The sequence below is a fragment of the Macrococcus epidermidis genome (assembly GCF_024205965.1).
Lineage (GTDB): Bacteria > Bacillota > Bacilli > Staphylococcales > Staphylococcaceae > Macrococcoides > Macrococcoides epidermidis.
Genome location: NZ_CP073819.1, coordinates 1780831 through 1805549, shown reverse-complemented (window position 1 = coordinate 1805549; position 24719 = coordinate 1780831). Strand labels below are relative to the sequence as shown.

Below are 24719 nucleotides of genomic sequence, written 5' to 3'. Positions count from 1 at the left end.
GATAATGAAAATGATATTAAAGGAGCTGGCAGTTTGAAAGCATTACTTAAACGTTGGTTTGTTGATGGAATGAGCTTTATGGCATTAGGTTTATTCTGTTCGTTGATTATCGGTCTTATTTTAGAAACTGTAGGAACAGAGTTAAAGCCTTTTCTAGACACTTCATTATTGATAGAAATCGGTAAACTGGCAAAACTTTATACCGGTGCAGCAGTAGGCGTTGCCGTTGCATTTGGTTTAGGTGCAAAGCCAATGGTCATATTTGCGAGTGCGGTAACTGGTATGTATGGCTATGAGCAAGGTGGGGCTGCTGGAACGTATGTGGTCAGTCTAGCAACAGCTGAGCTAGGTAGATTTTATAGTGGTAAAACAAAGATTGATATTATATTGACACCACTTTTAACATTAGTAATCGGAGCAATCATTGCCAAGCTTGTAGGACCATTTATTCAGGCATTTATGTTGTCACTTGGTGAATTTATTACATTTGCTACAGACCAACAACCGTTACTTATGGGAATTCTTGTTTCTCTTATTTTTGGACTTACTTTATCTAGTCCAATCTCGAGTGCAGCTTTAGCACTGATGTTAGGTATTAATGGCACTGCAGCGGCGGCTGCTACAATCGGCTGTTGTTGTCATATGATTGGTTTTGCGATGACAAGTTTTAAAGATAACGGTATACAAGGATTGATTGCGCATGGTATTGGAACGAGTAAGATTCAAATTCCAAACTACATGTTACATCCATTTATTTTAGTGCCGCCTGTGATCGCGAGCATTATTGTGGCACCAATTATGACGATGCTCTGGCCAATGAAAAATGCTGCTGCAGGTGCTGGGATGGGGACGAGTGGTTTCGTAGGACAGATTATGACAATCAAAACGATGGGCAGTAGTTTAACAACATGGATGCAGATTGGACTGTTTCATTTCCTTTTACCTGGTGTTATCAGTTATATTGTATATATAATGATGAGCCGAGCTAATATTATCAAAGCCGGCGAGCAAAAGATTAACACAGGAGGTTAACGTAATGAAAAAGATAGAGCATATTGAGGCATTTAGAGAAGCGATTATACAACCAACGATAGCAATGTTTACTGCAACGTGGTGTCCGGATTGTCACTTTATTGATCCGTTGATGCCTGAAATCGAAGCAGAAAATCCAGAATACCAGTTTATTTCTATCGACAGAGATGAATTTATTGATTTAGCAGTAGAATATGAAGTGATGGGTATTCCGAGCTTTATCGCATTTAAAGATTCTGAAGTAATCGGACGTTTTGTATCGAAAGATAGAAAAACAAAAGAACAAGTGAACGAATTTATACAAAGTTTATAAAATATGTTAACCACTACGCGTTGCTTTAAACGGTAGTGGTTTTATTGTACAATGAAAGTTATGTGAGGAGTGAGAATGTGAATGTTTTTGAAATAAGAGATCGATTGACTGAATCATTAGATACTTCAATCGTTTCAACAAAGTTTGACCGTAAAGAAGAAACACTGCGCGTAGAGCGTCTTGATAATAATAAAGGTTTAACGATAAAGCTTGCACCTGTTGCAGCTAAATATAAAGAGAAGAAAGAAAGCATTATTGAAGAAGTATTATATTATATCAACGAAACCATTCAGGCGATGGGCAATACGACTTTGCCGGAAGGTGCGAAGATCATGCCTGTTATTCGTTCGACGAGTTTTCCTAAAGCACAAAATGATGTGCCGTTTTTAATTACAGAACATACGGCAGAAACAAATATTTATTACGCGATAGATTTAGGCAAGTCATATCGTTTAATTGATGCAGAGATTCAAAGTGAATTAGGTATTGATGAAACACACATTAAAGAACAAGCTTTATTTAATGTAAAAGGGTTAAAGACGACGTATAAAACAGATGTTGTCGCAGGCAATACATATTATTTCTTCAATGCTAATGATGGTTATGATGCAAGTCGCATATTAAACAAGCAGCTGTTAAAAGATTTTGAAGCACACATTACTGGAGAAATGTTAGTTGCTACACCTCATGCAGATGTTTTGATAATCGCTGATATTCAAAATGAAACGGGGTATGACATACTTGCACAAATGATGATGACTTTCTTTGCGAATGGACTCGTACCGATTACATCTTTATCTTTCCAGTATAAAGATGATGTGTTAACACCGGTATTTATATTAGGAAAGAATAATGCAAAGCGTGATCAGGAAGCAATCAAGCGTATTGAAAGTAACCGTCAGAAGTTTATGGCAGAACAAGCGCAACAAACACAACATAAAGACAAAAAATGATGATATCATTAAATTATATTGAGTGTAATATTTCTGTTATTTTTAATTGATTTTTTAAGAAAAACGATTGAATAAAGCATATAATAGATAAAGAATAATAATACAAACTTTTAAGGAGCAAACATATGAATATTTTTTATAACAAAGTCGTTGGAGATTATTTATTTATTACATTAGAACCAGTTGATGGACCATTTGAATATGAAACGAACGGTGATATCATCACGATAAAAAAAGATGACAAAGTCGTAGGATATAACGTTAGCGGTGTTGAAACATTAGGATTAGATACAAATGGACAAGTAAAATTAGATGAAAATTTAATGTCTAAAATTAATGACCTATTATTACAAAAAGGATTAGAAGCACCATTAGAAGTAGATTTATCACCTAAATTCGTAGTAGGTTTTGTTGAAATATGTGAAAAACACCCTGATGCTGATAAATTAAATGTCACAACGGTTGATGTCGGGACTGAAAAATTACAGATTGTCTGTGGCGCAAAAAATATCGCACAAGGTCAGAAAGTTGTAGTCGCAAAAGTTGGTGCTGTCATGCCGAGCGGGATGCAGATTAAAGATGCTGAGCTACGTGGTGTACCTTCAAAAGGTATGATTTGTTCGGAACGTGAATTAGGATTAACAGATTCTGAAGAGAAAAAAGGTATTTTAGTACTAGATGATTCGCGTGAGATTGGCGAAGACTTCTTTAAAGCAGAATAGGGTGATAACATGAGTTGGTTTGATAAACTATTTGGAGAATCATCAGAGAAAACAGAACATACGCAAGATCAAACACATGAAGACGATGTCTATCGCAGACCACGAGGAAAATTCAGATTCCCACTAAATGTAGAAAATATTAAAACAGCAGAACATCATCGTACACTAGATAATGTTAATGATACACAGATTACAGATGATAATCATGAATATATTGAACCGGTTCAACCTCGTCGTGAAACATATATTGCTCAAAATGAAAGTGTAAACACAGAAGAAATTAGAGCATCATTTTCCTCTGATTACGTTCCAAGACGTGAAAGAAGAAGAGGTAGAAATAGCGAACAGCAATCATTTCATACAAGACGCACTGAATCATTAAGTAATAATGAAGCTATTGATCGTTATCAGCCTAAGACAAGATTAAACGATACACCAAAGTATACTTCATATCAACCGAAGGATAAACGTAATAGCATTCATAAAGCTAACAATACACAGACATTCAGTGAGAAACAATATAGTGTACATCAGCCTAAATTTAAAGCATCTGTTGTACCTTCAGCTATCTATGGTACGAAGCCAAGAAAAGATCCGGCATCTTTAAAGCAACCAATTCAGCCGCTACAAGGTAAGAAAACAGTAGAAGCGAGACCTGCAACCCCGACACATCGTAAAGAAGATAATACAGTCAATATTGAGAATGTCTATGCTTCTCAAATTGTTGCTGAAATTAGACGTGAACGCGAAAAAAAATTGCAGCGTAAAAAAGCGTTTGAACAAGAACGTGAACTTAAGAAACTTCAGGAGTTAGAAATATCTTCGATGATGCGTGAAGAAAAAAGTGATGTTGAATATGTTCACGCTGAACCGGAAACAACTGAATTTGACGAACGTGTAACGATTATTGAAGAAGATGTTGTCGTACACGAACCCGTTATCAATCATATTGATTTGACTGAAGACAGTGAAGAAGATGTCAGTGAAATAGAAGAACATGAAATAGAAGAAAGTATTGATGAAACAGAAGCCATCACTATCTCTGAAGGTGAAAGATATACGTATTCTACAAAGACACCATTTAATCCTGCTAATGCTGAGCGTTTAACAATTATTGAAGCAGCAGAAGAACAAAGTTATGAAGACGAAACTGCTGATGATGGTAAAGAAGAAATTGCTGAAGTGGAAGAAGTAACACTTTTAGAGCGTGACGTTGAAACATTGGAACAAACATCAACAGAAGATGAATTCTTAGATGAGAATGTGACGTTCGAACCGTTAGAAGAGCAACGGATTGAAATCGATGATGATGCTTATGAGATGATTGATGAAGATATAGAATATAAAGAAGAAGAATCTGAAGAAGTAATTAGTGAAACTACAGATGTTTATACAGCACATTCAAAATCATTAGAACCGATACTTGAACCGGATTTCAAACAAATGTCAGAGGTCGATGTAGTAGTTTCTGGAGATAGTGAGTATGAAGCAGTTGATGAAAATTCTTTAGAACCCGTTATTCCGTTAATTGAAACTGAGGAAGATACCGAAGTATTCGATGAATTAGATGCTACTGAAGAAAAAGACGTTATTGATAAGTTGGATACTACAAAAGCGCACGCATCATTTGAACCTGTTCTTACGCCTGAAAATACAGAAGAAGTGACTCTACCTGAGTTAACAATTGATGATAGTGATCAATTAGATGAAACAAATGAAGCAGAACAAAGCGTTGTTACAGGTAATATCAATCAACATCTTTCTTCAGGACATTACGTTCAAGTTGAAAATAATGAGATTAAAGCAAATATTCGTGATCATCAGCCGCAAGCCGTTATCTCATCAGCACAACAACCTAAAAAGAAAGTATCACCATTCAATGTCGTCATGACACCAAGTGATAAACGCCGTTTACTGGATAAAAAACGACAAGCTGAAAATCAGCTGTCACAGAATATTCAACAAAACGAAGTAAAAGATCATTTGAATGCTGTTGAACAGACGGACGTTGCTGAAGATGTTACGATTGCAGATGATATTCAGCAGTCATTTGAACAGCAGGGTACGGCAGAGGAAAATATCGTTCAGCAAGATCATAACGCAGTCGAAGAAGTAAAAGAAACAGAAGAAGTAGATAAAGATATTGAAACAGTAAAAGAGAATATATCAACTACTGTAACTGCATCACAACCTCAATCTCATCAGATTGTGAGCAACAATGGGTATCCAGTGAAAAAAGAACCGACGAAGCGTATCGGTCCAAAATATTTGTTACCACCGGTTTCTCTATTAAATCCTGAAGATAAGGTAGAACGCGATGAAACGTGGGTAGAAGAACATAAAGCACAGCTGGATGATGCTTTCTACCACTTTAATGTTCCGGCAAAGGTTGAAAATGTTGTCGTCGGTCCATCCGTTACACGTTTTGAACTGTCTGTTGAAAAAGGTGTGAAAGTTTCTCGCATTACAAATTTACAGGATGATATTAAGATGGCACTTGCCGCTAAAGATATTCGTATTGAAGCACCGATTCCAGGCACTTCACTTGTAGGTGTAGAAGTACCTAACGTTGAAACGCGTAATGTAAATTTAAGCGAAGTTTTATTCAGTAAGAAGATGAAATTTGCAGAGAGTAAACTTACAGTAGCACTTGGTGCTCGTATTAATAACGAGCCGATGATTATGGATCTTGCTAAGATGCCTCACGGTCTAATCGCTGGAGCTACAGGTTCTGGTAAATCAGTTTGTATCAATTCGATATTAGTTTCGTTATTATATAGAAATAATCCGAATGAGCTTAAATTACTATTAATCGATCCGAAGATGGTAGAACTTGCGCCGTATAATGATTTACCGCATTTAATTGCGCCTGTTATAACAGATGTGAAAGCAGCAACAGAAAGTTTAAAATGGGTCGTTGAAGAGATGGAACGTCGTTACAAAATATTTGCAGATATTCATGTTCGTAATATTACTGCTTATAATCAGAAGGTAAGTTACGTAGAGCGTTTACCGAAGATTGTCATCGTTATCGATGAGTTAGCGGATTTAATGATGATGTCTCCGCAAGATGTAGAGCATGCTATCGCACGTATTGCACAAAAAGCACGTGCTGCCGGTATCCATATGATTCTAGCAACACAACGCCCTTCAGTAAATGTAATAACAGGACTGATTAAAGCAAATGTTCCTACGCGAATTGCCTTTATGGTTTCTTCAGCAGTCGACTCAAGAACAATCATTGATAGTGGCGGAGCTGAAAAGCTTTTAGGAAATGGCGATATGTTGTATCTTGGTAATGGAATGAATAAACCAATTCGAATTCAAGGTAACTTTGTTTCTGATGAAGAAATAGATGCAGTTGTTCAATATGTCAAGACACAAGGTGAACCGAATTATTTATTTCAGGAAAAAGAATTGCTGAAGAAAGTTTCGGAAACACCTAAAGATGAATTATTTAATGAAATTTGTGATTTTATGATTGATGAAGGTCATATTTCAACATCTCAAATTCAACGTAGATTCCAGATTGGTTATAATCGTGCTGCACGCATTATCGATCAGCTGGAAGAAATGGGTTACGTTAGTGGCCAGAACGGCTCTAAACCAAGAGCAGTATTAATAACGGAAAAACAAGCAGAATATTAGGAGATGAGCACATGACTTTATATCATTTCGTTGGTATTAAAGGTTCAGGAATGAGTGCATTAGCACATATCTTATTCGATATGGGTGAACAGGTTCAAGGTTCAGATATCGAAAAGGAATTTTTTACGGAGATAGGTTTGCGTGATAAAGGGATTACAATCCTTCCATTCAATGCAGATAATATTAAAGAAGGTATGACTGTTATTGCTGGGAATGCATTTCCCGACGATCATGAAGAGATTGTCCGTGCAAAAGTGTTAGGTTTAGAAGTGATTCGCTATCATAAGTTCTTAGGAGACTTTATGAGTCGTTACATTTCTGTAGCAGTAACTGGCGCTCATGGTAAAACGAGTACAACAGGTCTTTTATCTCATGTGATGAATGGAGATAAAAAAACATCATTCTTAATTGGTGATGGTACAGGTATGGGTATGCCAGGCAGTGAATACTTTGCCTTTGAAGCTTGTGAATATCGTCGTCACTTCTTAAGTTATTCACCTGACTATGCGATTATTACGAACGTAGATTTCGATCATCCCGATTACTTTAAATCTTTAGAAGACGTGTTCAGTGCATTCCAGGAAATGTCATATAAAGTGAAGAAGGCGATTGTAGCATGTGGAGATGATGAAAATCTTAAAGGATTAAAAGCAGATGTACCAATCTACTATTATGGATTAGGTGAACATAACAAAGTCACTGCTAAAAATGTTGAATCTGTAGATAATGGAACGACATTTGATGTCTATATTGACGGTAAGTTTATTGATCATTTCAAAACGCCGATGTTTGGTAATCATCAAGTACTCAATGCTTTAGCCGTAATTACAATTTGTTATCTTGAAGACTTAGATATGGCTGCAATTAAGGATGCATTAGCTACTTTTGGTGGTGTGAAACGTCGTTTTAGTGAAAAGAAATTTGGTACACAAATCTTAATTGATGACTATGCACATCATCCAACTGAAATTAAAGCAACATTAGAATCTGCATCAAAAAAATATCCGAATAAAGAAATTGTAGCAGTTTTCCAACCGCATACTTTCTCAAGAACGAGTGCATTTCTGCAGGAATTTGCAGATAGTTTAAAAGTGGCCGACAAAACTTATTTATGTGATATATTCGGTTCTGCAAGAGAATCATCTGGAGAACTTACAATCAAGGATTTACAGACGTTAATTCCCAATGCTGAACTTATCAGTGAGACGTCAGTTGCTCAATTGAACACACATGAAAACAGCGTTATTATATTTATGGGTGCTGGCGATATACAAAAAGTTCAGAAATCTTATGAAAATCTTATATAACGTTACACAAAGTATGTTTAAGCTTTATTCAGCAGGGTATTTGACTAAATAACAAGAGTTATAAATAATAGGAGGCGTTTTTATGGAATGGATTTTACCAATCGCAGGATTAATCGCTGCAATTGCATTTTTAGTATTATGTATCTTCTTAGGGTTGACTTTAATGTCAGTTAAGAAGAATTTAGACCATGTTGCTAAAACACTTGACGGTGTTGAAGGACAAATTCAAGGTATTACACGTGAATCAACTGATTTATTACACAAAACAAATCGCTTAGCTGAAGATGTTCAGGTTAAAGCTCAAAAATTAAATACAGTTGTTGATGCAGTAAGTGGTATCGGTTCAACGGTTCAAAACTTAAACAGTTCAGTGGATAATGTTACTTCTTCAATCACTCATAATATCTCACAAAACGAAGACAAAATTTCTCAAGTTGTTCAATGGTCAAACGTAGCGATGGAAGTTGCTGACAAATGGCAAATGAGAAAACAACGTCGTAATTCAGTTAACTTTGCTGAAACAACAACTCCGAATTACGAGAACCATGTTAACCAAAACAATTTTAATGAAACACATACTAAAGGTGATCATTTAGACCAAGATAAAATCAATGCTGGTTTAAAATAATCATTAATTGGGAATGTACATATTGTACATTCCTTTATTTTTTGAATAAAATAAAGATTAAGTAATCAATAACAATCATTAATACATTAACGGAGGCGTTTAAAAATGACAAATACTTATAATAGAGACTTACATACACATACAGTAAAAGAATATAAAGTTCAAAAAGATACAACAGCACGTGACTTTTCAATCGGTTTAACTGCGGGATTAGTTGTTGGCTCATTTATCGGTTTACTTGTTGCACCGAAAGCAGGTAAAGATTTACAACAGGATTTAAGTCAAAAGTCAGAAAGTTTAAAAGCGAAATCAGTGGATCATTACAATAAACAAATTGAAAATGCACAAGGTTTCAAAGAAAAATCTAATGCATTTGCTGCAAAGTTAACAGAAAAAACAGCAGCATTAAAAGAGAAAGCAGTACAAAAATTAAATAATAGTGATAAAGATAATCATGTGACGTTTAATGAATTAGAGCGTCAAAAACAAGCGATTAAATCTGAAGTAAACGACGATACATTAGCACAACCGATTGCAATTGTAGATAAATCATTAGATACACCGATTAAAGATGAAGCTTTAACAGAACGTGAACAAACAATAAAAACAGCTAAAGATGCTGATAATAAAGCAAGAAACAAATAATATACAAATTTTTTCGGATTATGATAAAATAGTAGGCTGACGGTCTACTATTTTTTTAATTTATATAAAAGAGGTTATAGCGATGAATGAATTGAATCATTTACGAGACAGAATAGAAGCAATTAATATTGAAATCTTAAAGTTACTGAGCGAACGCGGTGAAATCGCTAAACAAATAGGTGAAGAAAAGCGTAAACAAGGCACTGCAATTTATGACCCTGAACGTGAAAAAGAAATGATTAACATGTTACTGGATAAAAACGATGGACCATTTGATGATAATGTGATCAAGCAGTTGTTTAAAGAAATCTTTAAAGCATCGACAGAATTACAAAAATCAAATAGTGAAAAGCATCTTTTAGTATCACGTAAATTAAAACCAGAAGATACGATTGTTTCTTTTGATAATGGAGCGATTATTGGTGACGGTAAAAAGTCATTTGTATTTGGTCCATGTTCAGTAGAATCTATTGAACAGGTGGATGCAGTTGCGAAAAATTTACATCAAAAAGGTGAGCAATTTATTAGAGGCGGTGCATTTAAACCAAGAACTTCTCCTTATGACTTCCAGGGACTAGGTGTTGAAGGTCTAAAGATATTAGGTGAAATGAAAAAACGCTATGACTTAAATGTTGTAAGTGAAATTGTTAATCCAAACCATTTTGATCTTGCTGATCCATATGTGGATGTATTTCAGATCGGTGCACGTAATATGCAGAATTTCGAATTATTAAAAGAAGCGGGAAAAACAAATAAACCAATTCTTTTAAAACGAGGATTAAGTGCTACAATTGAGGAATTTATCTATGCTGCCGAGTATATTTATGCCAATGGTAATAATAAGATCATACTTTGTGAACGAGGTATTAGAACCTATGAGAAAGCGACACGAAATACATTAGATATATCTGCAGTACCAATTCTTAAACAAGGTACGCATCTGCCTGTATTGGTAGATGTGACGCATTCAACGGGTCGTAAAGATATTATGTTACCAGTTGCACGTGCAGCTTTAGCAGTTGGAGCAGATGGTGTGATGGCAGAAGTACATCCTGATCCGTCTGTTGCATTGAGTGATGCAGGTCAACAGATGGACCTTAACGAATTTGAAACTTTCTATCAGGAAATTACAAAGGCAGCACGAAATTATTAACAATTTGTGAATTTGCTAACTTGAAAAATGAAAAAGTTATGAAAACGTGTTAGAATAATAAATAAAACGGTTACAGGAGGATAAAATGACAGTTACAATATATGATGTTGCTCGCGAAGCAAAAGTTTCGATGGCAACTGTCTCTCGTGTGGTGAACGGCAATCCAAACGTGAAACCAGCGACAAGAGATAGAGTTAATGAAGTAATTAAAAGATTAAACTATAGACCGAATGCAGTTGCACGTGGTCTAGCAAGTAAAAAAACAACGACAGTTGGTGTTATCATTCCTGATATTTCAAATGTTTATTATTCTGAATTAGCACGTGGATTAGAAGATATTGCAACGATGTATAAATATCAGACAATCATTTCAAACTCAGATAACGATGCACAAAAAGAACAGGAAATCTTCAACAATTTATTATCTAAACAAGTTGATGGTATTATTTTCTTAGGCGGTACTTTATCTAAAGAAACGACAAATATTATTAAGACGTCTTCTGTTCCAGTCGTGGTATCAGGTACACATGACCTGGATGCAAGTTTACCAGCAGTAAATATAGACTACGTTAATGCAAGTAAGGAAATTACCGAGAAGTTCGTTCAAGATGGGGTGAAAAAGTTTGCTTTCGTTGGCGGAGGTTACTCAGAGAAAGCGCAAATTGATATATTAGAAGGTATGAAGTCAGTACTTTCAGCTAATAATATTGAACTTGATGAATCATCTATTTACATCGGACAAGAACAATATTTAGATGGCGAGAAAGCATACGAAGCAATTAAATCACAAAACCCTGAAGTGATTATGTGTATCAGTGATGAACAGGCAATCGGCATTGTTCATGCAGCTCAAGATGATGGGAAAGATATACCAAATGAATTACAGGTGATTAGTTTCAATAACACACGTCTTGTTAAGATGGTTCGTCCAAAATTATCAAGTGTGATGCAACCACTTTATGATATCGGTGCTGTCGGTATGCGATTACTTACTAAATATATGAATGATGAACAAATTGAAGAATCAAAGGTAACATTACCATACAGTATCGTCTATAGAGGTACTACGAAATAAAAATAAGCGATTAAACTGAATCAGTTTAATCGCTTATTTTTTTATGAATAATATGATATTTATTTTGTTAATTTAATAATGCATTAAAATTCTCTGAAGTGTCTGTTGATTTTTTTCTTCGATATCCAACCTTCTAGGGATTGCCTCGTAATTTTTCAGATCCTCATTCCATGTATGTGGCATCTTTATCTTTGATTTCGGCTGCCATTTATCAATCCAGGACTTCGGAATCTCTCCTGTTAAAGGAGGATTGCCTAACATCGCATTATAAACTTGTGCCCAGGCAAGTGGTGCGACCTGAAAGATATTATATCCACCGCCACCGATTGCAATCCACTTACCGTCTGTATACTTTGCAGCACACTGATTAACGATTTGAGGAATTGTCTGGTATGTTCGATGTGTGACAGATAAATGTGTCAATGGGTCAAGGTAATGAGCATCTGCACCATTTTGACTCAGTATAATATCAGGTTTAAAGAATTCACATGCTTTAATCAGGCTTTCTCGGAATACATGAAGAAAAGAGTCATCTTCAGTATAGGCATCTACAGGTAAGTTCATACTATATAAATAACCGTTACCGTCTCCCTTTTCATGGATTGTTCCTGTACCCGGAAATAAATATCTTCCTGTTTCATGGATTGAATATGTGAAGACATCGTTATCATTATAAAATGAAAATTGAACGCCGTCTCCATGATGGGCATCTGTATCGATATAAAGCACGCGTTTATTATACTTTTGTCTCATATATTCAATCGCAACAGTGGAATCATTATAGATACAAAATCCGGAAGCACGACCTCGGAATCCATGATGTAATCCACCACCAAAGTTGCAAGCTGTTTTAGTCTGTCCGGTCATGACAGCATCTACAGCTGTTAACGTTGCTCCTACGAGTGTCGCACATTTATCATGCATGCCTTCAAAGTTTGGCGTATCATTTGAATTCAGACCAAACTTCTCACATTCTGATGTGATTAAAGTATTCTCTCCTGCATCTTTAACAGCTTGAATATACTCTGGTTGATGCCCAAGTAATAACTCCTCGTCTGTAGCAATACGAGGTGTAATGATTTTATCTTCAGGCAGTAACTGTAAAGCTTCTAGCAATGTTTTCGTTAACAGTAATCGCATTTGATTGAAAGGGTGATCGTTACTGAAACGGTATGCGAGCAGTGCATCATCATATACAAATAACGTCATAGGCTGTTTTCCATTGGATTGTATACCTGAAATCCTTTGGCCTCGAGTTCAGCAATGATTGTTTGAGGATGCATTGACATCATACGTACGCTTACGATTTTTTTGCCTGGATTTTTTTTATCACGAAATACGAGGACACTTTCTATTCCGGTCTTAAATCTATGGAACACTTCAGTCACTTCGTGAAGATTGCCCGGAATATCCGGTATTTGAATTTGAATTGTTGTTCCTGGTGTTACGACGCCTGTCAGTTCGATAAAAGTATTCAACATGTCTTTAGCAGTGACGATACCAACAACTTTGCCTCGTTTCACGACAGGAATACTACCGATATTCTCATTGTAAAAGTCTAGCGCAATTTCTTCTACGAAATCGAGTGGATGACATGTAATAACGTTTTTCGCCATAATCTTTGTTATCGGTACATTTAAATCCAGAACAAGACGGTCTTGTAAGTTTGACGGCAATGCCTGTTTAATATCTCGGTCGCTAATAATGCCGAGCAGTCTATTGTCATCATCAACAATTGGGACATGATGGATATTTTTTTCATGCATTAAAGTGATGATTTCTTCTATTGTGCCCTCTACATTGAATGTAATACAAGGACTTGTCATTATTCGTTCAACTAACATAGCATCCTCCTATAAGAAAAATCTGTTTAGAAACCTTAAATTATCAAACGCCTGAATCTGTTCATTATTAATCCGTTTGCCGATTCGTGCCATGAGTGAATTGGCAGGATGACTCGTAATTTCCGGGTCATTGGTTGAAAATACTTTCATACCACAGCTGCCCATCATTTTCTGCATAATCTCTTTGTATTGAAACACATCAAGACCACTATTCTTTAAATCCCAGTGCCAGTAATATTCTGTCGTAATAACGATAAAATCTTCCATGGCATCATCCATCATAGCAACTCTCAGCATTTCACTCCCTAATCCTAATGCACGATAATCTTTACTAATTTCAATTGCACCAAGTTCTAAAATAAATTCAAGGTTACCATTGGACCACCGTTCCAACGGATCTGGATATAAGTAGGTAGTATACCCAATGATGTTAATACCATCGCGACAAATAATGATACGTCCTTCTTCGAGATCAGCAATTTCTATGATTGCTTCAAATTGTTCATCCGGTCGTCGAAAAGCTACGAGTCCTTTATCAAAGGTATATTTTTGAAGCGTATGACCATCAACAGGGCCTTCTATTATTAATTCGCGGTCATTAAATGTATACGTCGATTTGTGATAGGTTTTTATATGTTTCATGCATCCTCCTTGTAGTGTTAATGAAATATATTATTAAATACATAAAAATTTGCATATTTTTTGAATTATCAGTTAATTTTATTATATAATAAAAATGGAAATATTGAAAACGTTTACAAGGGGGATTTATTGTGAAGACAGAAATTTTTAAGGCAACAGCAGGTAATCATAATTTAAAGGATTATGATAAAACGTATGAGAACTTTGACTGGAAAGAGATTGAGAAGCATTTCTCATGGTCTGAAACAGGAAAAGTAAATATGGCATATGAATGTATCGATAAACATGTCGAAGATGGATATGGAGATAAAGTTGCATTACTTTATAAAGATGCGAGCAGAAATGAAAACTATACATTTAAACAAATGATGGAGAATTCTAATAAAGCTGCGAATGTATTGGTGAAAGAAGCAGGCGTGAAAAAAGGGGATCGCGTCTTTATCTTTATGCCACGTTCACCTGAACTTTATTTTGCATTACTCGGCACGCTTAAGATTGGAGCTATCGTTGGTCCTTTATTTGAAGCGTTTATGGAGAAAGCAGTAAAAGATCGTCTGGAAAATAGTGAAGCAAGTGTCATCATCACGACAAATAGCTTACTTGGACGCATTCCACAAAGTGAATTACCGCATTTACAACATATCGTCGTAATCGATGATAATGTCGAAGATAAATACATAGATTTTAATCATCATTTTAAAGCTGCATCAACGGAGTTTGATGTAGAATGGTTAACACGTGACGATGGATTGATTCTGCATTACACGTCTGGCTCAACTGGACAACCTAAAGGTGTATTACATGTACAGAATGCAATGATTCAGCATTATATTTCAGGACTTTACGTATTAGACTTAAAAGAAGATGATGTATATTGGTGTACAGCAGATCCTGGGTGGGTAACTGGAACAAGTTACGGTATATTCGCACCATGGTTAAACCGTGCAACAAATGTCATCGCTGGGGGAAGATTCTCACCTGAAGGATGGTATGGTATTCTGGAACAGTTTAAAGTGACTGTCTGGTATTCAGCACCAACAGCTTTCCGTATGTTAATGGGAGCAGGAGATGAACTTGTTGAAAAGTATGATTTATCACATTTAAGACATATATTATCAGTTGGTGAACCATTAAACCCTGAAGTTGTAAAATGGGGAGATAAAGTATTTAAACTTCGCATTCACGATACTTGGTGGATGACTGAAACGGGTGCACATATGATTGTAAATATACCAGATATGGATATTAAATCAGGTTCTATGGGTAAACCTTTGCCAGGTGTTCAGGCAGCTATCGTAGATGATTTAGGTAATGAGTTACCACCAAACAGAATGGGGAATTTAGCGATGAAAGCTGGTTGGCCATCGATGATGAAGACCATCTGGAATAATGAACCAAAGTATCAATCTTACTTCTTACCGGGTGATTGGTATATTTCAGGTGATAGTGCTTATATGGATGAAGATGGATATTTCTGGTTCCAGGGTCGTGTCGATGATGTAATTATGACTGCAGGAGAACGTGTTGGACCTTTTGAAGTTGAATCAAAGCTTGTTGAGCATCCTGCCGTTCAGGAAGCAGGGGTCATCGGTAAGCCGGATCCAGTTCGCGGTGAAATCATTAAAGCATTTATTGCTTTACGTGATGGTTATAAAGAAAGTGATGAGCTAAAAGAAGAAATCAGAGTGTTTGTAAAAGAAGGTCTTGCAGCACATGCAGCACCGCGAGAAATAGAATTTAAAGATAAATTACCAAAGACACGTTCAGGTAAAATTATGCGACGTGTACTTAAAGCATGGGAACTAGACTTACCAACTGGTGATTTATCAACGATGGAAGATTAAATGTAAATTTTACTTAAAATTTATATGAAATTAGTCGACATCTTGAAAGCGTTATCTTATTATGGAATAGTAAAGACACTTTTAAGATTAGGAGAATGTGAAAATGACTAAATATTTATCAGATTTAGAAATCGCTAACCAAGCGACAGTTCGACCTATTTTGGAAATTGCAGAAGAAGCGGGAATCCCTGCTGATGCAGTTGAGCCTTATGGCCACTTTAAAGCAAAGATTGATACTTCTAAAGTGACAACAAACAAAGAAGGTAAGATTGTCCTTGTTACTGCGATGAGCCCAACACCAGCTGGAGAAGGTAAATCAACAGTAACTGTTGGTATCTCAGATGCATTTAAAGAGTTAGGTAAAAGTGTTATGGTTGCTTTACGTGAGCCAAGTTTAGGACCTGTATTCGGTATGAAAGGTGGCGCTACAGGTGGTGGTCGTGCACAAGTATTACCGATGGAAGAAATCAACTTACATTTCAATGGCGACTTACATGCCATCACGACTGCAAATAATGCGTTAGCTGCATTCATCGACAACCATATTTATCAAGGTAACCAATTAAACATTGATCCACGTCGTGTTGAGTGGAAACGTGTTATTGATATGAACGATCGTACATTACGTCAAGTCGTTGTTGGTCTTGGTGGACCTTTCAAAGGTGTACCACGTGAAGATGGTTTCGATATTACTGTTGCTTCTGAAATCATGGCAGTATTCTGTTTATCAAATAACATCACTGACTTAAAAGAAAACTTAGGTAAGATGACAATTGGTTATACGTATGATCGTAAACCAGTTACAGTTAAAGATTTAGGTGTAGAAGGCGCGTTAACTTTAATCCTTAAGGATGCATTAAAACCAAACTTAGTGCAAACAATTGAAGGCACACCAGCCTTAATCCACGGTGGACCATTTGCAAATATCGCACACGGTTGTAACTCAATTATCGCAACGAAGACTGCACGTAAATTAGCAGATATCGTTGTTACTGAATCAGGATTCGGTTCTGACTTAGGTGCTGAGAAATTTATGGACATTAAAGCACGAAAAGCAGATATTAAACCAGATGCAATCGTTGTTGTAGCTACTATTCGTGCATTAAAAATGCATGGTGGCGTTGCTAAAACAGAACTTTCAAATGAAAATGTTGAAGCATTAAAATCAGGTATCCAAAACTTAGAAAAGCATATTGAGAATTTAAGATTATTTGGTGTTGAGCCGGTTATTGCTTTAAACAACTTTGTTACTGACACTGATGCTGAACGTGAATTCGTTCAAAACTGGACAAAAGAACAAAATGTAAAATTAGCATTAACGGAAGTTTGGGAACATGGTGGAAAAGGCGGCGTTGAGCTAGCTAAATTAGTACTTGAAGTATTAGAAACACCACAAGATTTCAAACATTTATATGATTTATCTATGCCAGTTGAAGAGAAAATCCGTACAATTGTTCAAAAAATTTACGGTGCAGATGATGTAGTTTTTGCAGAGAAAGCTAGAAAGCAACTTAAAACAATTGCTGATAATGGATGGAATGAATATCCAGTATGTATGGCGAAGACGCAATACTCATTCTCTGATGATCCTACGAAATTAGGACGTCCATCAGGATTTAATGTTACAATTCGTGAATTAATTCCTAAAACTGGTGCAGGATTTATCGTTGCACTAACAGGTGATATCATGACAATGCCAGGTTTACCGAAACAACCAGCAGCTTTAAAAATGGATGTTGATGCAGACGGCAATGCAGTAGGGTTATTCTAATCCATATAAAAAAACTCACTAAAATTATTTTTAGTGAGTTTTTTTAAATAGAGCCTCCACGAAATGAATCGTGGAGGCTTGATTTATTGCTGAGTTTGATTATCTTTCTTCTTATCATTTGTTGGTTTTGCATTTTGATTTGCTTTTGATAAAGTATCTGCTGCACTTTGTTTGGATGAGATTTTCTTTCTTGTTTCAGGATCTAGTTTCTCACCTAAACGAGATAATACTTTATAGTCATCTAATATCTTTTGTGAAGTATCTGTCTTACTCCACACTAAGCTTTGCTTCACAGGTTCACCACTATCGCAAGATCCTTTTTGAGACATTGTATATTGACACATTTCAATCGTTTTAACACCATCAGGCTGATTAAATCTTTCGCCTACACCCATCTGTAGCTGATCCTGAGTGGTAATCTGATTGATAATATCACGCCATAATCGTAACTGGTAATGATTTTCTTCATCAAATGAAGTGGGGACGTCATATCCCATCCAGATGCCCATTGTTACTTTTGGATTATAGCCGATAAATAAACTATCTTTACCTTCTTGCGCTGTACCTGTTTTTCCTGCCCAGTCCTGGTTGTACATAAATGTTCCTTTTAACTGATAACCACTACCTGTATCTAATACGCCACGCAGAATATCTGTCATAATATAAGATGTTTCAGGACTGTAAATGCGAATAGGACGCGCTTTGTGCTGATAGATGACTTTCCCGTCACGCGTTTTAATTGACTCAATCATATAGCTTTCCTGATAGTTCCCTTTATTTGCTAAAGTAGAAAATCCATCGACATTGTTTTCTAACGTAATATCTGTTGCACCGAGCGTTAATGATAAGTTCTCTTGTTCTGACTTCGGTATATTAAAGTTCATTTTCTGCAATAATTCCCATGGCTTTCTATCCTGAATGCCAGAGTATAAACGTAATGTACTTAAGTTCAGTGAGTTCTCTAATGCATAACGCGTTGTTACAACGTTGTATTCCATTCTTGCATAGTTCTCAGGCGAGTAACCATTATAATTAAATCGTTTATCAAGTAATGATGCTTCCGGTGCAGTAACACCATACTCAATTGCTGGTGCATACGTTAATAATGGTTTGATTGTTGAACCCGGAGAACGTTTCGTTTTAGTCGCATGGTTATTTTGAGAATCATTATGATTACGCCCACCGATGAATGACAAAATTTTACCAGAGTCATTTTCTTTTAATAGAACGCCGACTTCCATATTGATTGGTTTTGTTTTACCATTAACATTTGCATTTCTGGCATAAGAATAGTAATTTGGGTTATCTTTAATCTGATCCATCGTATCAAAAATTTTCTTATGAATTGTCGTATCGATGATGTAACCATTATTTCGAATAGCACGATTTGCGATACCGACATATTTTTCTTCTAATACAGGTGTTTCATCTAATTCCTGGCGAGAAATATTATCTTTTTCAGCGAATATATATTTTAGAATATCAATTGCACGTGATTCAACTTCCTGAGTTAAGAATGGATACTTTTCGTTAGGTACTTCGAAATCTTTCGTAAATGATTTTTTTAGATTAAATTTTTTAGCCTGTTCATATTGCGCTTTCGTAATTTTTTTCTCTTGATACATACGCATTAGCACGTATTGTTGACGTTCAAAACCGAACTTTAAGTCTTTATCTTTCTTAATCTTTCCTGTTTGTAAGAACGGTGTGTATGTATAAGGATTTTGAGGCATTCCTGCAATATAAGCTGCTTGAGCGATATTTAATTTATTTGCGTCAACACCGAATATACCTTGTGCTGCAGCCTGAACTCCAGCAATATTTTGACCATTTGTATTGCGACCAAAGCTGACAACATTTAAATAAGCTTCAATAATTTCTTTTTTAGAGAGTGATTTCTCAACTTTAAATGAAAGCATCATTTCTTTTGCTTTACGTTTAAATGAAGTTTCATTCGTCAGCAGCTGGTTCTTAATGAGTTGTTGTGTTAGCGTACTACCCCCGCTTGTGACACCCATATTTAAAAACTCTTGTGCAGTTGCACGGATAAAAGCTTTTGGTACGATACCATTATGTTTATAGAAATTTTCGTCTTCTGTAGCAATTAATGCATCGACGACATGGGGACTCATTTTATTATACTTAATGACTTCACGTTGTATATCAGCATTAAGTGTACCAAGTGACTCACCGGTACCGAAATAAACGGTAGTACTCTGTGTCATTTCATATAATGATTTTTTCAGCGCAGTATTATTTTTTACGGGTTCATCTTTAACAAGCGCTAAAAAATAACCTGTGCCGAGTCCTAAAAGTAAAGTACCGATGAGTAATCCCGTTACTAACAAGAACAGAATAGTACGTGTAAGTGTTTCGTAAATACCGTGAAACCATACGTAAGGGGTAAATTCAATAGACTTAAAAGTTGATTTTATATTATCTTTCGTTTGTTTAGGTTTGAATATTTGACGTTGTTTTTTCGGCATACAAATTTCCTCCTGAATATTTTTTTAGTATATCATAATTTCAGGGACTTGACGTCATAGAATCTATTGTTTACACTAGTATCATAATTTAAATTGAACTGAATATAAAGGTTTTTAGGACAAGTAGTATGACACATTGAATGAAGAGACTTAGTGGTTGGTGCAAACTAAGCAATGAACATATGAATACACCTAAACTTTCGACCTTAAGGATAATGACCTTTTTCATTAATAAGTGATGATTTTATCATAAGTATGGTGGTACCGTGCATGAGCACCCTTACATTTTTTTGTAGGGGTGTTTTTTTATTTTATTATTAATCATTTATTGATTTTAAAGTCTTATCTATATCAGCAATTTAAACAATAAAATTTAGAGGAGGAACAAAGATGGCAAATGCATTATTAGAAGATTTAAGATGGAGAGGTTTAATCTATCAAGAAACACATCCTGAAGAGATTGAAGCATTACTGAATAAGGAGCGTGTCAGTGTATATTGTGGAACTGATCCAACAGCAGACAGCTTGCATATTGGTCACTTGTTACCCTTCATGACATTAAAACGATTCCAGCAACACGGTCATCGTCCTGTTGTATTAATCGGTGGCGCTACAGGAATGATCGGGGATCCATCAGGTCGTACAGATGAACGTACGTTACAGACATTAGATCAAGTTCAACGCAACGTAGATGGAATTTCTGCGCAAATGGAACAATTATTTGATTTCGGTGGCGATACAGGTGCGATGCGTGTTGATAATAAAGACTGGTTAGGTCAAATTGATCTATTAACATTCTTACGTGACTACGGGAAACATGTTGGTGTAAATTACTTATTAAGCAAGGATAGTATTGCATCACGTTTAGAGACAGGTATTTCTTTTACGGAGTTCACTTATACAATATTACAGGCGATTGACTTCGGTCATTTAAACAAAGCACACAATGTTAAACTTCAAATCGGTGGTAGTGACCAGTGGGGGAACATTACGAGTGGTTTAGAATTAATGCGTCGTATGTACGGTGAAGTGGAAGCATTTGGTATGACAGTACCATTAGTTGTAAAGTCAGACGGCAAGAAATTCGGTAAATCTGAAGGTGGCGCTGTCTGGTTAGATCGTACGAAGACTAGCCCGTACGAGTTCTACCAGTTCTGGATTAACACTCCGGATAGCGATGTAATTAAATTCTTAAAATACTTTACATTCTTAAGTAAAGAAGAAATTGATGTGTTAGAAAAGTCAGTTGAGACAGAACCACATTTACGTTTAGCTCAGAAAAAATTGGCTGAAGAAGTTACGAAATATGTACATGACGAAGCAGCTTTAGAAGAAGCGATCAATATCACTCAGGCTTTATTTAAAGGTGATTTAAAAGCCTTGACAGCAGATCAGTTACGTACGAGCTTTAAAGATGTACCGCAGAAAGCTGTAGAAAATACGAATCTGGTTGACGTATTAATTGAAGCGGGTATTGCGCCAAGTAAACGTCAGGCACGTGAAGATATTACGAACGGAGCGATTTCATTGAACGGTGAAAAAGTTACAGATACAAGTCATGAAATTACTTCAGCAGATAAAATTGAAGATGAATTTACAATAATTCGCCGTGGTAAGAAAAAGTACTTTATGATTACATATAAATAAATGATTTAATATTTAGAGATGGAGCATGTGCTCCATCTCTTTAATATTTCTTTACTGAAAGCGTTTAGAAGGCAATTTAGAGGGTAAAAATAAATACTTAATTAAAAGGAGAAATGATATGAAAAAATTATTAATACCTATTATTGGATTAGTTGTTTTATTATTAATTGTTGGTAGTATGTTAATTGGTCCATACAATAAACTTGTCGGACTCGATGCTGATGTGCAAAATGCGGAAGCAAAGGTTGATACACAGTTACAAAGACGTCTGGACTTAATTCCAAACTTAGTTGAAACTGTAAAAGGTTATGCAAAACACGAAGAAAAAGTATTTAAAGATGTTTCTGATGCACGTGCTAAATTAGCTGGTGCAAAAGAAAATGGTTCAATGGAAGATAAAGCGAATGCCAATGCCGAGTTAAACTCAGCATTAAGTCGTTTAATTGCGATTCAGGAAAATTATCCTGAACTAAAAGCAGATACGCAGTTTACAGGTTTACGTGATGAATTAGCTGGTACAGAAAACCGTATCGCTGTAGCGCGTAATGATTACAATGATATCGTTACAACGTATAACAAAGCGGTAAGAAGTTTCCCTACAGCATTATATGCTGGTATGCTTGGATTTGAAAAGAAAGAATTCTTTAAAGCCGATGAAGCTGCAAATAAAGCACCAAGTATCGATTTTAACGCTGATGGAGAAAGTAAATAATGTTAAAGAAAAAGTTCGCGATTTTTATCGCGCTCTTTTTAATCTTCACGATTACTTTACCGGCGAATGCAGCTGAGCCATTGCCAAAGCTTGAACAACCTATTTTTGTTCAGGACCATCTCGGCATATTCAAACAAAATGAAAAAGATTTTCTCAATCAGCGTGGTGAAACGTTACAAAAAGGTACTACCGCTGAAATCTTAATCATGACGATGCCGTCGATAGGGCAAGAAGTAAGAGGAGATTATGCACTTCGCGTTGGGCGTGAATACGGCGTCGGAGATAAAGAGAAAAACAACGGGATAGTGATTTTGTTTAACTTAGATAACGGTAATGAATTTAGAAATAGAGGTATTGAAGTACAAGTTGGTTATGGTTTGGAAGGCGTCTTAAATGATGCGAAAGTCGGAGCTATGATTGATAAGTATGCAATGCCTGATGTACAAAAGGCGCTTGCAGCTGATCCTAAAGGTAAAAGTGCTGAGAGTAAGGCGCTGTATGCTCAGGGGCTTGGAAAACTTTACAATGCAATATTTGATGAAGTCAGTAAAAGTTATGGATTCGATGGTGAAAAATATACGCGAGATACACCGATGGTCGATAATAGTTCAGATGGCATTAGTGTATTCGAAATATTGATTGGATTATTCTTATTATACCTTGTCATCTCTATCTTTATGGGAGGTGGCCGAGGAGGCGGTGGTGGTGGACGTAGACGTTCATCAGGACCAGTCATCTTCTTCCCAACCGGTGGAGGTTTCGGCGGCGGATTCTCTTCAGGAGGATTCGGTGGCGGAGGATTCGGCGGCGGTGGATTTGGCGGTGGAGACTTTGGTGGCGGTGGCGCCGGCAGAGGATTCTAAATAAAAAGGACTAACAACATAATTTGTTGTTAGTCCTTTTTTTCTATTTATCTTCGGTACTTCTTAATGTTAATTCAACTTCTTTATCATTACCGTCACGGATAATTGTAAACTTTACTTTATCTCCAGCTTTTTTGTTCTTGTATATATAGTTGCGAACGTCACCATCAGTTTTAACATCCTGTCCTTCAATTTGAGTAATGACATCGCCTTCTTTAAATACTTTTCCGGCTTTTTCATCAGTGCTTGCAACAAGTGCTCCCGTGTTAGCCGATACTTTCATTTCCTCTAGATAATTAGCAGGAACATTTTCAATACTGACCAATGCAAGACCCATGAATGGGCGAACCACTTTACCATCTTTTACAAGTTGATCTATGATGACTTTCGTATCGTTTGAAGGAATTGCAAACCCTAATCCTTCGACAGTGTCTGCTGAAATCTTCAAGGTATTAATACCAATTAACTGCCCTTGATTATTAATTAACGCTCCACCTGAGTTACCAGGATTGATTGCTGCATCAGTCTGAATTGCTTTTACTGACGATTCTCCAGCAGAAGTATCGACTTTCATCGTTCTTTCTTTCGCACTAATAATACCTTCAGTAACACTACCTGATAATTCAACACCTAACGGATTTCCGATTGCATAAACAGTGTCGCCAATACGAATTTTAGAAGAATCTGCAAAAGGAATCGGCTTAATATTATATTGACCAGAGATTTTCAATACCGCAATATCAGTTAAAGCATCAGTGCCTATTAAAGTGCCATCTACTGTTTCACCTGTAGATAAACGTACCTTTAAATCTTTCGCACCTTCTACAACGTGGTTATTGGTCACGATATATGCTTCATTATCAGTCGTCTGATAGATAACACCTGATCCAGTACCTGCAGGTGTCTCTTCACTACTACCACTATCTCCACGTAAAATATCAAAGATGCTGCTATTTGCCTGCTGCATATTGATGACACCAACAACTGCAGGTGAAACTTGTTCTAACATATCAGCAAGTTCTGTATTATTACCGGAAGTTTTCTGGTCCACCTGGATCGGTGTAGCATTTGGATTAGAAGTTGTTCCTGGAGATACTATATCAGGAAGGTGGGTTGCACCAAGAGTCAGACCTGAACCGAGGACTGCAGCTAATAATAATTTAAAAAAGCCAGGTCCATTATGCTTTCTATGTGTACGTGCCTCATCATTACGAACATATTGTACGGATTCATTAGCATCATATGATTCATTATTATGTATTATTCTTTCTTCATTATCATGTTGATTATATCTGTCCATTAAATTTCCCCCTAAATTAATTGAGATAATAAAATAAGATACCACTTCTATCTGAAAATTTCATATATTAAGCCTTAAGTTCACGAAATCGACAAATCAGCTAAGTATATTCATATGCATTTAATTTATGCTAA

The 24719-nt window shown here is 36.1% G+C and carries 20 protein-coding genes; 15 read left to right on the top strand and 5 right to left on the bottom strand.

Annotated features, from left to right (window positions below; translation table 11 throughout):
- Positions 1 to 33: 33 nt before the first annotated feature.
- The 10 genes from KFV12_RS09500 to ccpA all read left to right on the top strand — a co-directional run bounded on the left by KFV12_RS09500 (position 34) and on the right by ccpA (position 11476).
- Positions 34 to 1032 (top strand): PTS sugar transporter subunit IIC, encoded by a 999-nt coding sequence (locus tag KFV12_RS09500; protein WP_254256646.1) that lies wholly within the window; start codon positions 34 to 36, stop codon positions 1030 to 1032.
- Positions 1033 to 1036: 4 nt separating this feature from the next.
- Positions 1037 to 1345: a thioredoxin family protein gene (locus KFV12_RS09495; RefSeq protein WP_111716543.1), complete on the top strand. Its 309-nt coding sequence runs from the start codon at positions 1037 to 1039 to the stop codon at positions 1343 to 1345.
- Between the two features lie 77 nt (positions 1346 to 1422).
- A complete protein-coding gene (locus KFV12_RS09490; RefSeq protein ID WP_111716545.1) occupies positions 1423 to 2298 on the top strand; it encodes a DUF1444 family protein in 876 nt (291 codons plus the stop codon).
- Positions 2299 to 2423: 125 nt separating this feature from the next.
- Positions 2424 to 3020 (top strand): YtpR family tRNA-binding protein, encoded by a 597-nt coding sequence (gene ytpR / locus KFV12_RS09485; protein ID WP_111716546.1) that lies wholly within the window; start codon positions 2424 to 2426, stop codon positions 3018 to 3020.
- Positions 3021 to 3029: 9 nt separating this feature from the next.
- On the top strand, positions 3030 to 6668 hold the full coding sequence (locus KFV12_RS09480) for a DNA translocase FtsK (RefSeq protein ID WP_254256645.1): 3639 nt from the start codon (positions 3030 to 3032) through the stop codon (positions 6666 to 6668).
- Between the two features lie 11 nt (positions 6669 to 6679).
- Entirely contained in the window at positions 6680 to 7975 is a 1296-nt protein-coding gene (murC, locus tag KFV12_RS09475) for a UDP-N-acetylmuramate--L-alanine ligase (RefSeq protein WP_239242554.1), read from the top strand.
- An 82-nt stretch (positions 7976 to 8057) separates the two neighbouring features.
- The gene (locus KFV12_RS09470; protein WP_099579831.1) at positions 8058 to 8603 is read left to right on the top strand and encodes a DUF948 domain-containing protein; all 546 of its coding nucleotides are present in this window, start codon (positions 8058 to 8060) and stop codon (positions 8601 to 8603) included.
- 105 nt (positions 8604 to 8708) lie between these two features.
- A complete protein-coding gene (locus KFV12_RS09465; protein ID WP_239242553.1) occupies positions 8709 to 9248 on the top strand; it encodes a YtxH domain-containing protein in 540 nt (179 codons plus the stop codon).
- 82 nt (positions 9249 to 9330) lie between these two features.
- On the top strand, positions 9331 to 10401 hold the full coding sequence (locus KFV12_RS09460; RefSeq protein ID WP_133423999.1) for a bifunctional 3-deoxy-7-phosphoheptulonate synthase/chorismate mutase: 1071 nt from the start codon (positions 9331 to 9333) through the stop codon (positions 10399 to 10401).
- A gap of 85 nt (positions 10402 to 10486) precedes the next feature.
- The gene (gene ccpA, locus KFV12_RS09455; protein ID WP_111716551.1) at positions 10487 to 11476 is read left to right on the top strand and encodes a catabolite control protein A; all 990 of its coding nucleotides are present in this window, start codon (positions 10487 to 10489) and stop codon (positions 11474 to 11476) included.
- A 72-nt stretch (positions 11477 to 11548) separates the two neighbouring features.
- Here ccpA and KFV12_RS09450 read toward each other — a convergent pair whose 3' ends face one another.
- Genes KFV12_RS09450 through KFV12_RS09440 form a run of 3 tightly spaced genes read right to left on the bottom strand, consistent with a single transcriptional unit; the run spans position 11549 to position 13962 of the window.
- On the bottom strand, positions 11549 to 12685 hold the full coding sequence (locus KFV12_RS09450; RefSeq protein WP_254256644.1) for an acetoin utilization protein AcuC: 1137 nt from the start codon (positions 12683 to 12685) through the stop codon (positions 11549 to 11551).
- The gene (locus KFV12_RS09445; RefSeq protein WP_111716555.1) at positions 12682 to 13320 is read right to left on the bottom strand and encodes a CBS and ACT domain-containing protein; all 639 of its coding nucleotides are present in this window, start codon (positions 13318 to 13320) and stop codon (positions 12682 to 12684) included. Before KFV12_RS09445 ends, KFV12_RS09450 begins: the two co-directional genes overlap by 4 nt.
- Positions 13321 to 13329: 9 nt before the next feature.
- On the bottom strand, positions 13330 to 13962 hold the full coding sequence (locus tag KFV12_RS09440) for a GNAT family N-acetyltransferase (protein WP_111716556.1): 633 nt from the start codon (positions 13960 to 13962) through the stop codon (positions 13330 to 13332).
- Positions 13963 to 14093: 131 nt separating this feature from the next.
- Here KFV12_RS09440 and acsA point away from each other — a divergent pair, with 131 nt between their 5' ends.
- Positions 14094 to 15806 (top strand): acetate--CoA ligase, encoded by a 1713-nt coding sequence (gene acsA, locus KFV12_RS09435; protein WP_239242551.1) that lies wholly within the window; start codon positions 14094 to 14096, stop codon positions 15804 to 15806.
- A 103-nt stretch (positions 15807 to 15909) separates the two neighbouring features.
- Positions 15910 to 17577, top strand: a complete 1668-nt coding sequence (locus KFV12_RS09430; protein WP_254256643.1) for a formate--tetrahydrofolate ligase — start codon at positions 15910 to 15912, stop codon at positions 17575 to 17577.
- Positions 17578 to 17660: 83 nt separating this feature from the next.
- Here KFV12_RS09430 and KFV12_RS09425 read toward each other — a convergent pair whose 3' ends face one another.
- Entirely contained in the window at positions 17661 to 20063 is a 2403-nt protein-coding gene (locus KFV12_RS09425) for a transglycosylase domain-containing protein (protein WP_254256642.1), read from the bottom strand.
- Between the two features lie 390 nt (positions 20064 to 20453).
- Between KFV12_RS09425 and tyrS the strand changes: the two genes are divergently transcribed.
- From tyrS to KFV12_RS13305, 3 genes are all read left to right on the top strand, one after another.
- A complete protein-coding gene (gene tyrS, locus KFV12_RS09420) occupies positions 20454 to 21710 on the top strand; it encodes a tyrosine--tRNA ligase (RefSeq protein WP_254256641.1) in 1257 nt (418 codons plus the stop codon).
- Between the two features lie 118 nt (positions 21711 to 21828).
- Complete coding sequence (locus KFV12_RS09415) at positions 21829 to 22422, top strand: LemA family protein (protein ID WP_111716564.1); 594 nt, start codon at positions 21829 to 21831, stop codon at positions 22420 to 22422.
- Positions 22422 to 23285, top strand: coding sequence for a TPM domain-containing protein (locus KFV12_RS13305; protein WP_302054709.1), 864 nt, complete (start codon positions 22422 to 22424; stop codon positions 23283 to 23285). Before KFV12_RS09415 ends, KFV12_RS13305 begins: the two co-directional genes overlap by 1 nt.
- 43 nt (positions 23286 to 23328) lie before the next feature.
- Here KFV12_RS13305 and KFV12_RS09405 read toward each other — a convergent pair whose 3' ends face one another.
- A complete protein-coding gene (locus KFV12_RS09405; RefSeq protein WP_254256640.1) occupies positions 23329 to 24585 on the bottom strand; it encodes a S1C family serine protease in 1257 nt (418 codons plus the stop codon).
- Positions 24586 to 24719 lie beyond the last annotated feature (134 nt).

What these genes read in the sequence shown, in the direction of transcription:
- KFV12_RS09405 (WP_254256640.1), bottom strand. Translation starts at nt 24,585, where the DNA reads ATGGACAGATATAATCAACATGATAATGAAGAAAGAATAATACATAAT.
- KFV12_RS09415 (WP_111716564.1), top strand. Translation starts at nt 21,829, where the DNA reads ATGAAAAAATTATTAATACCTATTATTGGATTAGTTGTTTTATTATTA.
- KFV12_RS09445 (WP_111716555.1), bottom strand. Translation starts at nt 13,320, where the DNA reads ATGTTAGTTGAACGAATAATGACAAGTCCTTGTATTACATTCAATGTA.
- KFV12_RS09460 (WP_133423999.1), top strand. Translation starts at nt 9,331, where the DNA reads ATGAATGAATTGAATCATTTACGAGACAGAATAGAAGCAATTAATATT.
- ytpR (WP_111716546.1), top strand. Translation starts at nt 2,424, where the DNA reads ATGAATATTTTTTATAACAAAGTCGTTGGAGATTATTTATTTATTACA.
- KFV12_RS09440 (WP_111716556.1), bottom strand. Translation starts at nt 13,962, where the DNA reads ATGAAACATATAAAAACCTATCACAAATCGACGTATACATTTAATGAC.
- KFV12_RS09425 (WP_254256642.1), bottom strand. Translation starts at nt 20,063, where the DNA reads ATGCCGAAAAAACAACGTCAAATATTCAAACCTAAACAAACGAAAGAT.
- KFV12_RS09450 (WP_254256644.1), bottom strand. Translation starts at nt 12,685, where the DNA reads ATGACGTTATTTGTATATGATGATGCACTGCTCGCATACCGTTTCAGT.
- KFV12_RS09495 (WP_111716543.1), top strand. Translation starts at nt 1,037, where the DNA reads ATGAAAAAGATAGAGCATATTGAGGCATTTAGAGAAGCGATTATACAA.
- KFV12_RS13305 (WP_302054709.1), top strand. Translation starts at nt 22,422, where the DNA reads ATGTTAAAGAAAAAGTTCGCGATTTTTATCGCGCTCTTTTTAATCTTC.
- KFV12_RS09480 (WP_254256645.1), top strand. Translation starts at nt 3,030, where the DNA reads ATGAGTTGGTTTGATAAACTATTTGGAGAATCATCAGAGAAAACAGAA.
- tyrS (WP_254256641.1), top strand. Translation starts at nt 20,454, where the DNA reads ATGGCAAATGCATTATTAGAAGATTTAAGATGGAGAGGTTTAATCTAT.
- KFV12_RS09470 (WP_099579831.1), top strand. Translation starts at nt 8,058, where the DNA reads ATGGAATGGATTTTACCAATCGCAGGATTAATCGCTGCAATTGCATTT.
- ccpA (WP_111716551.1), top strand. Translation starts at nt 10,487, where the DNA reads ATGACAGTTACAATATATGATGTTGCTCGCGAAGCAAAAGTTTCGATG.
- murC (WP_239242554.1), top strand. Translation starts at nt 6,680, where the DNA reads ATGACTTTATATCATTTCGTTGGTATTAAAGGTTCAGGAATGAGTGCA.
- KFV12_RS09430 (WP_254256643.1), top strand. Translation starts at nt 15,910, where the DNA reads ATGACTAAATATTTATCAGATTTAGAAATCGCTAACCAAGCGACAGTT.
- KFV12_RS09465 (WP_239242553.1), top strand. Translation starts at nt 8,709, where the DNA reads ATGACAAATACTTATAATAGAGACTTACATACACATACAGTAAAAGAA.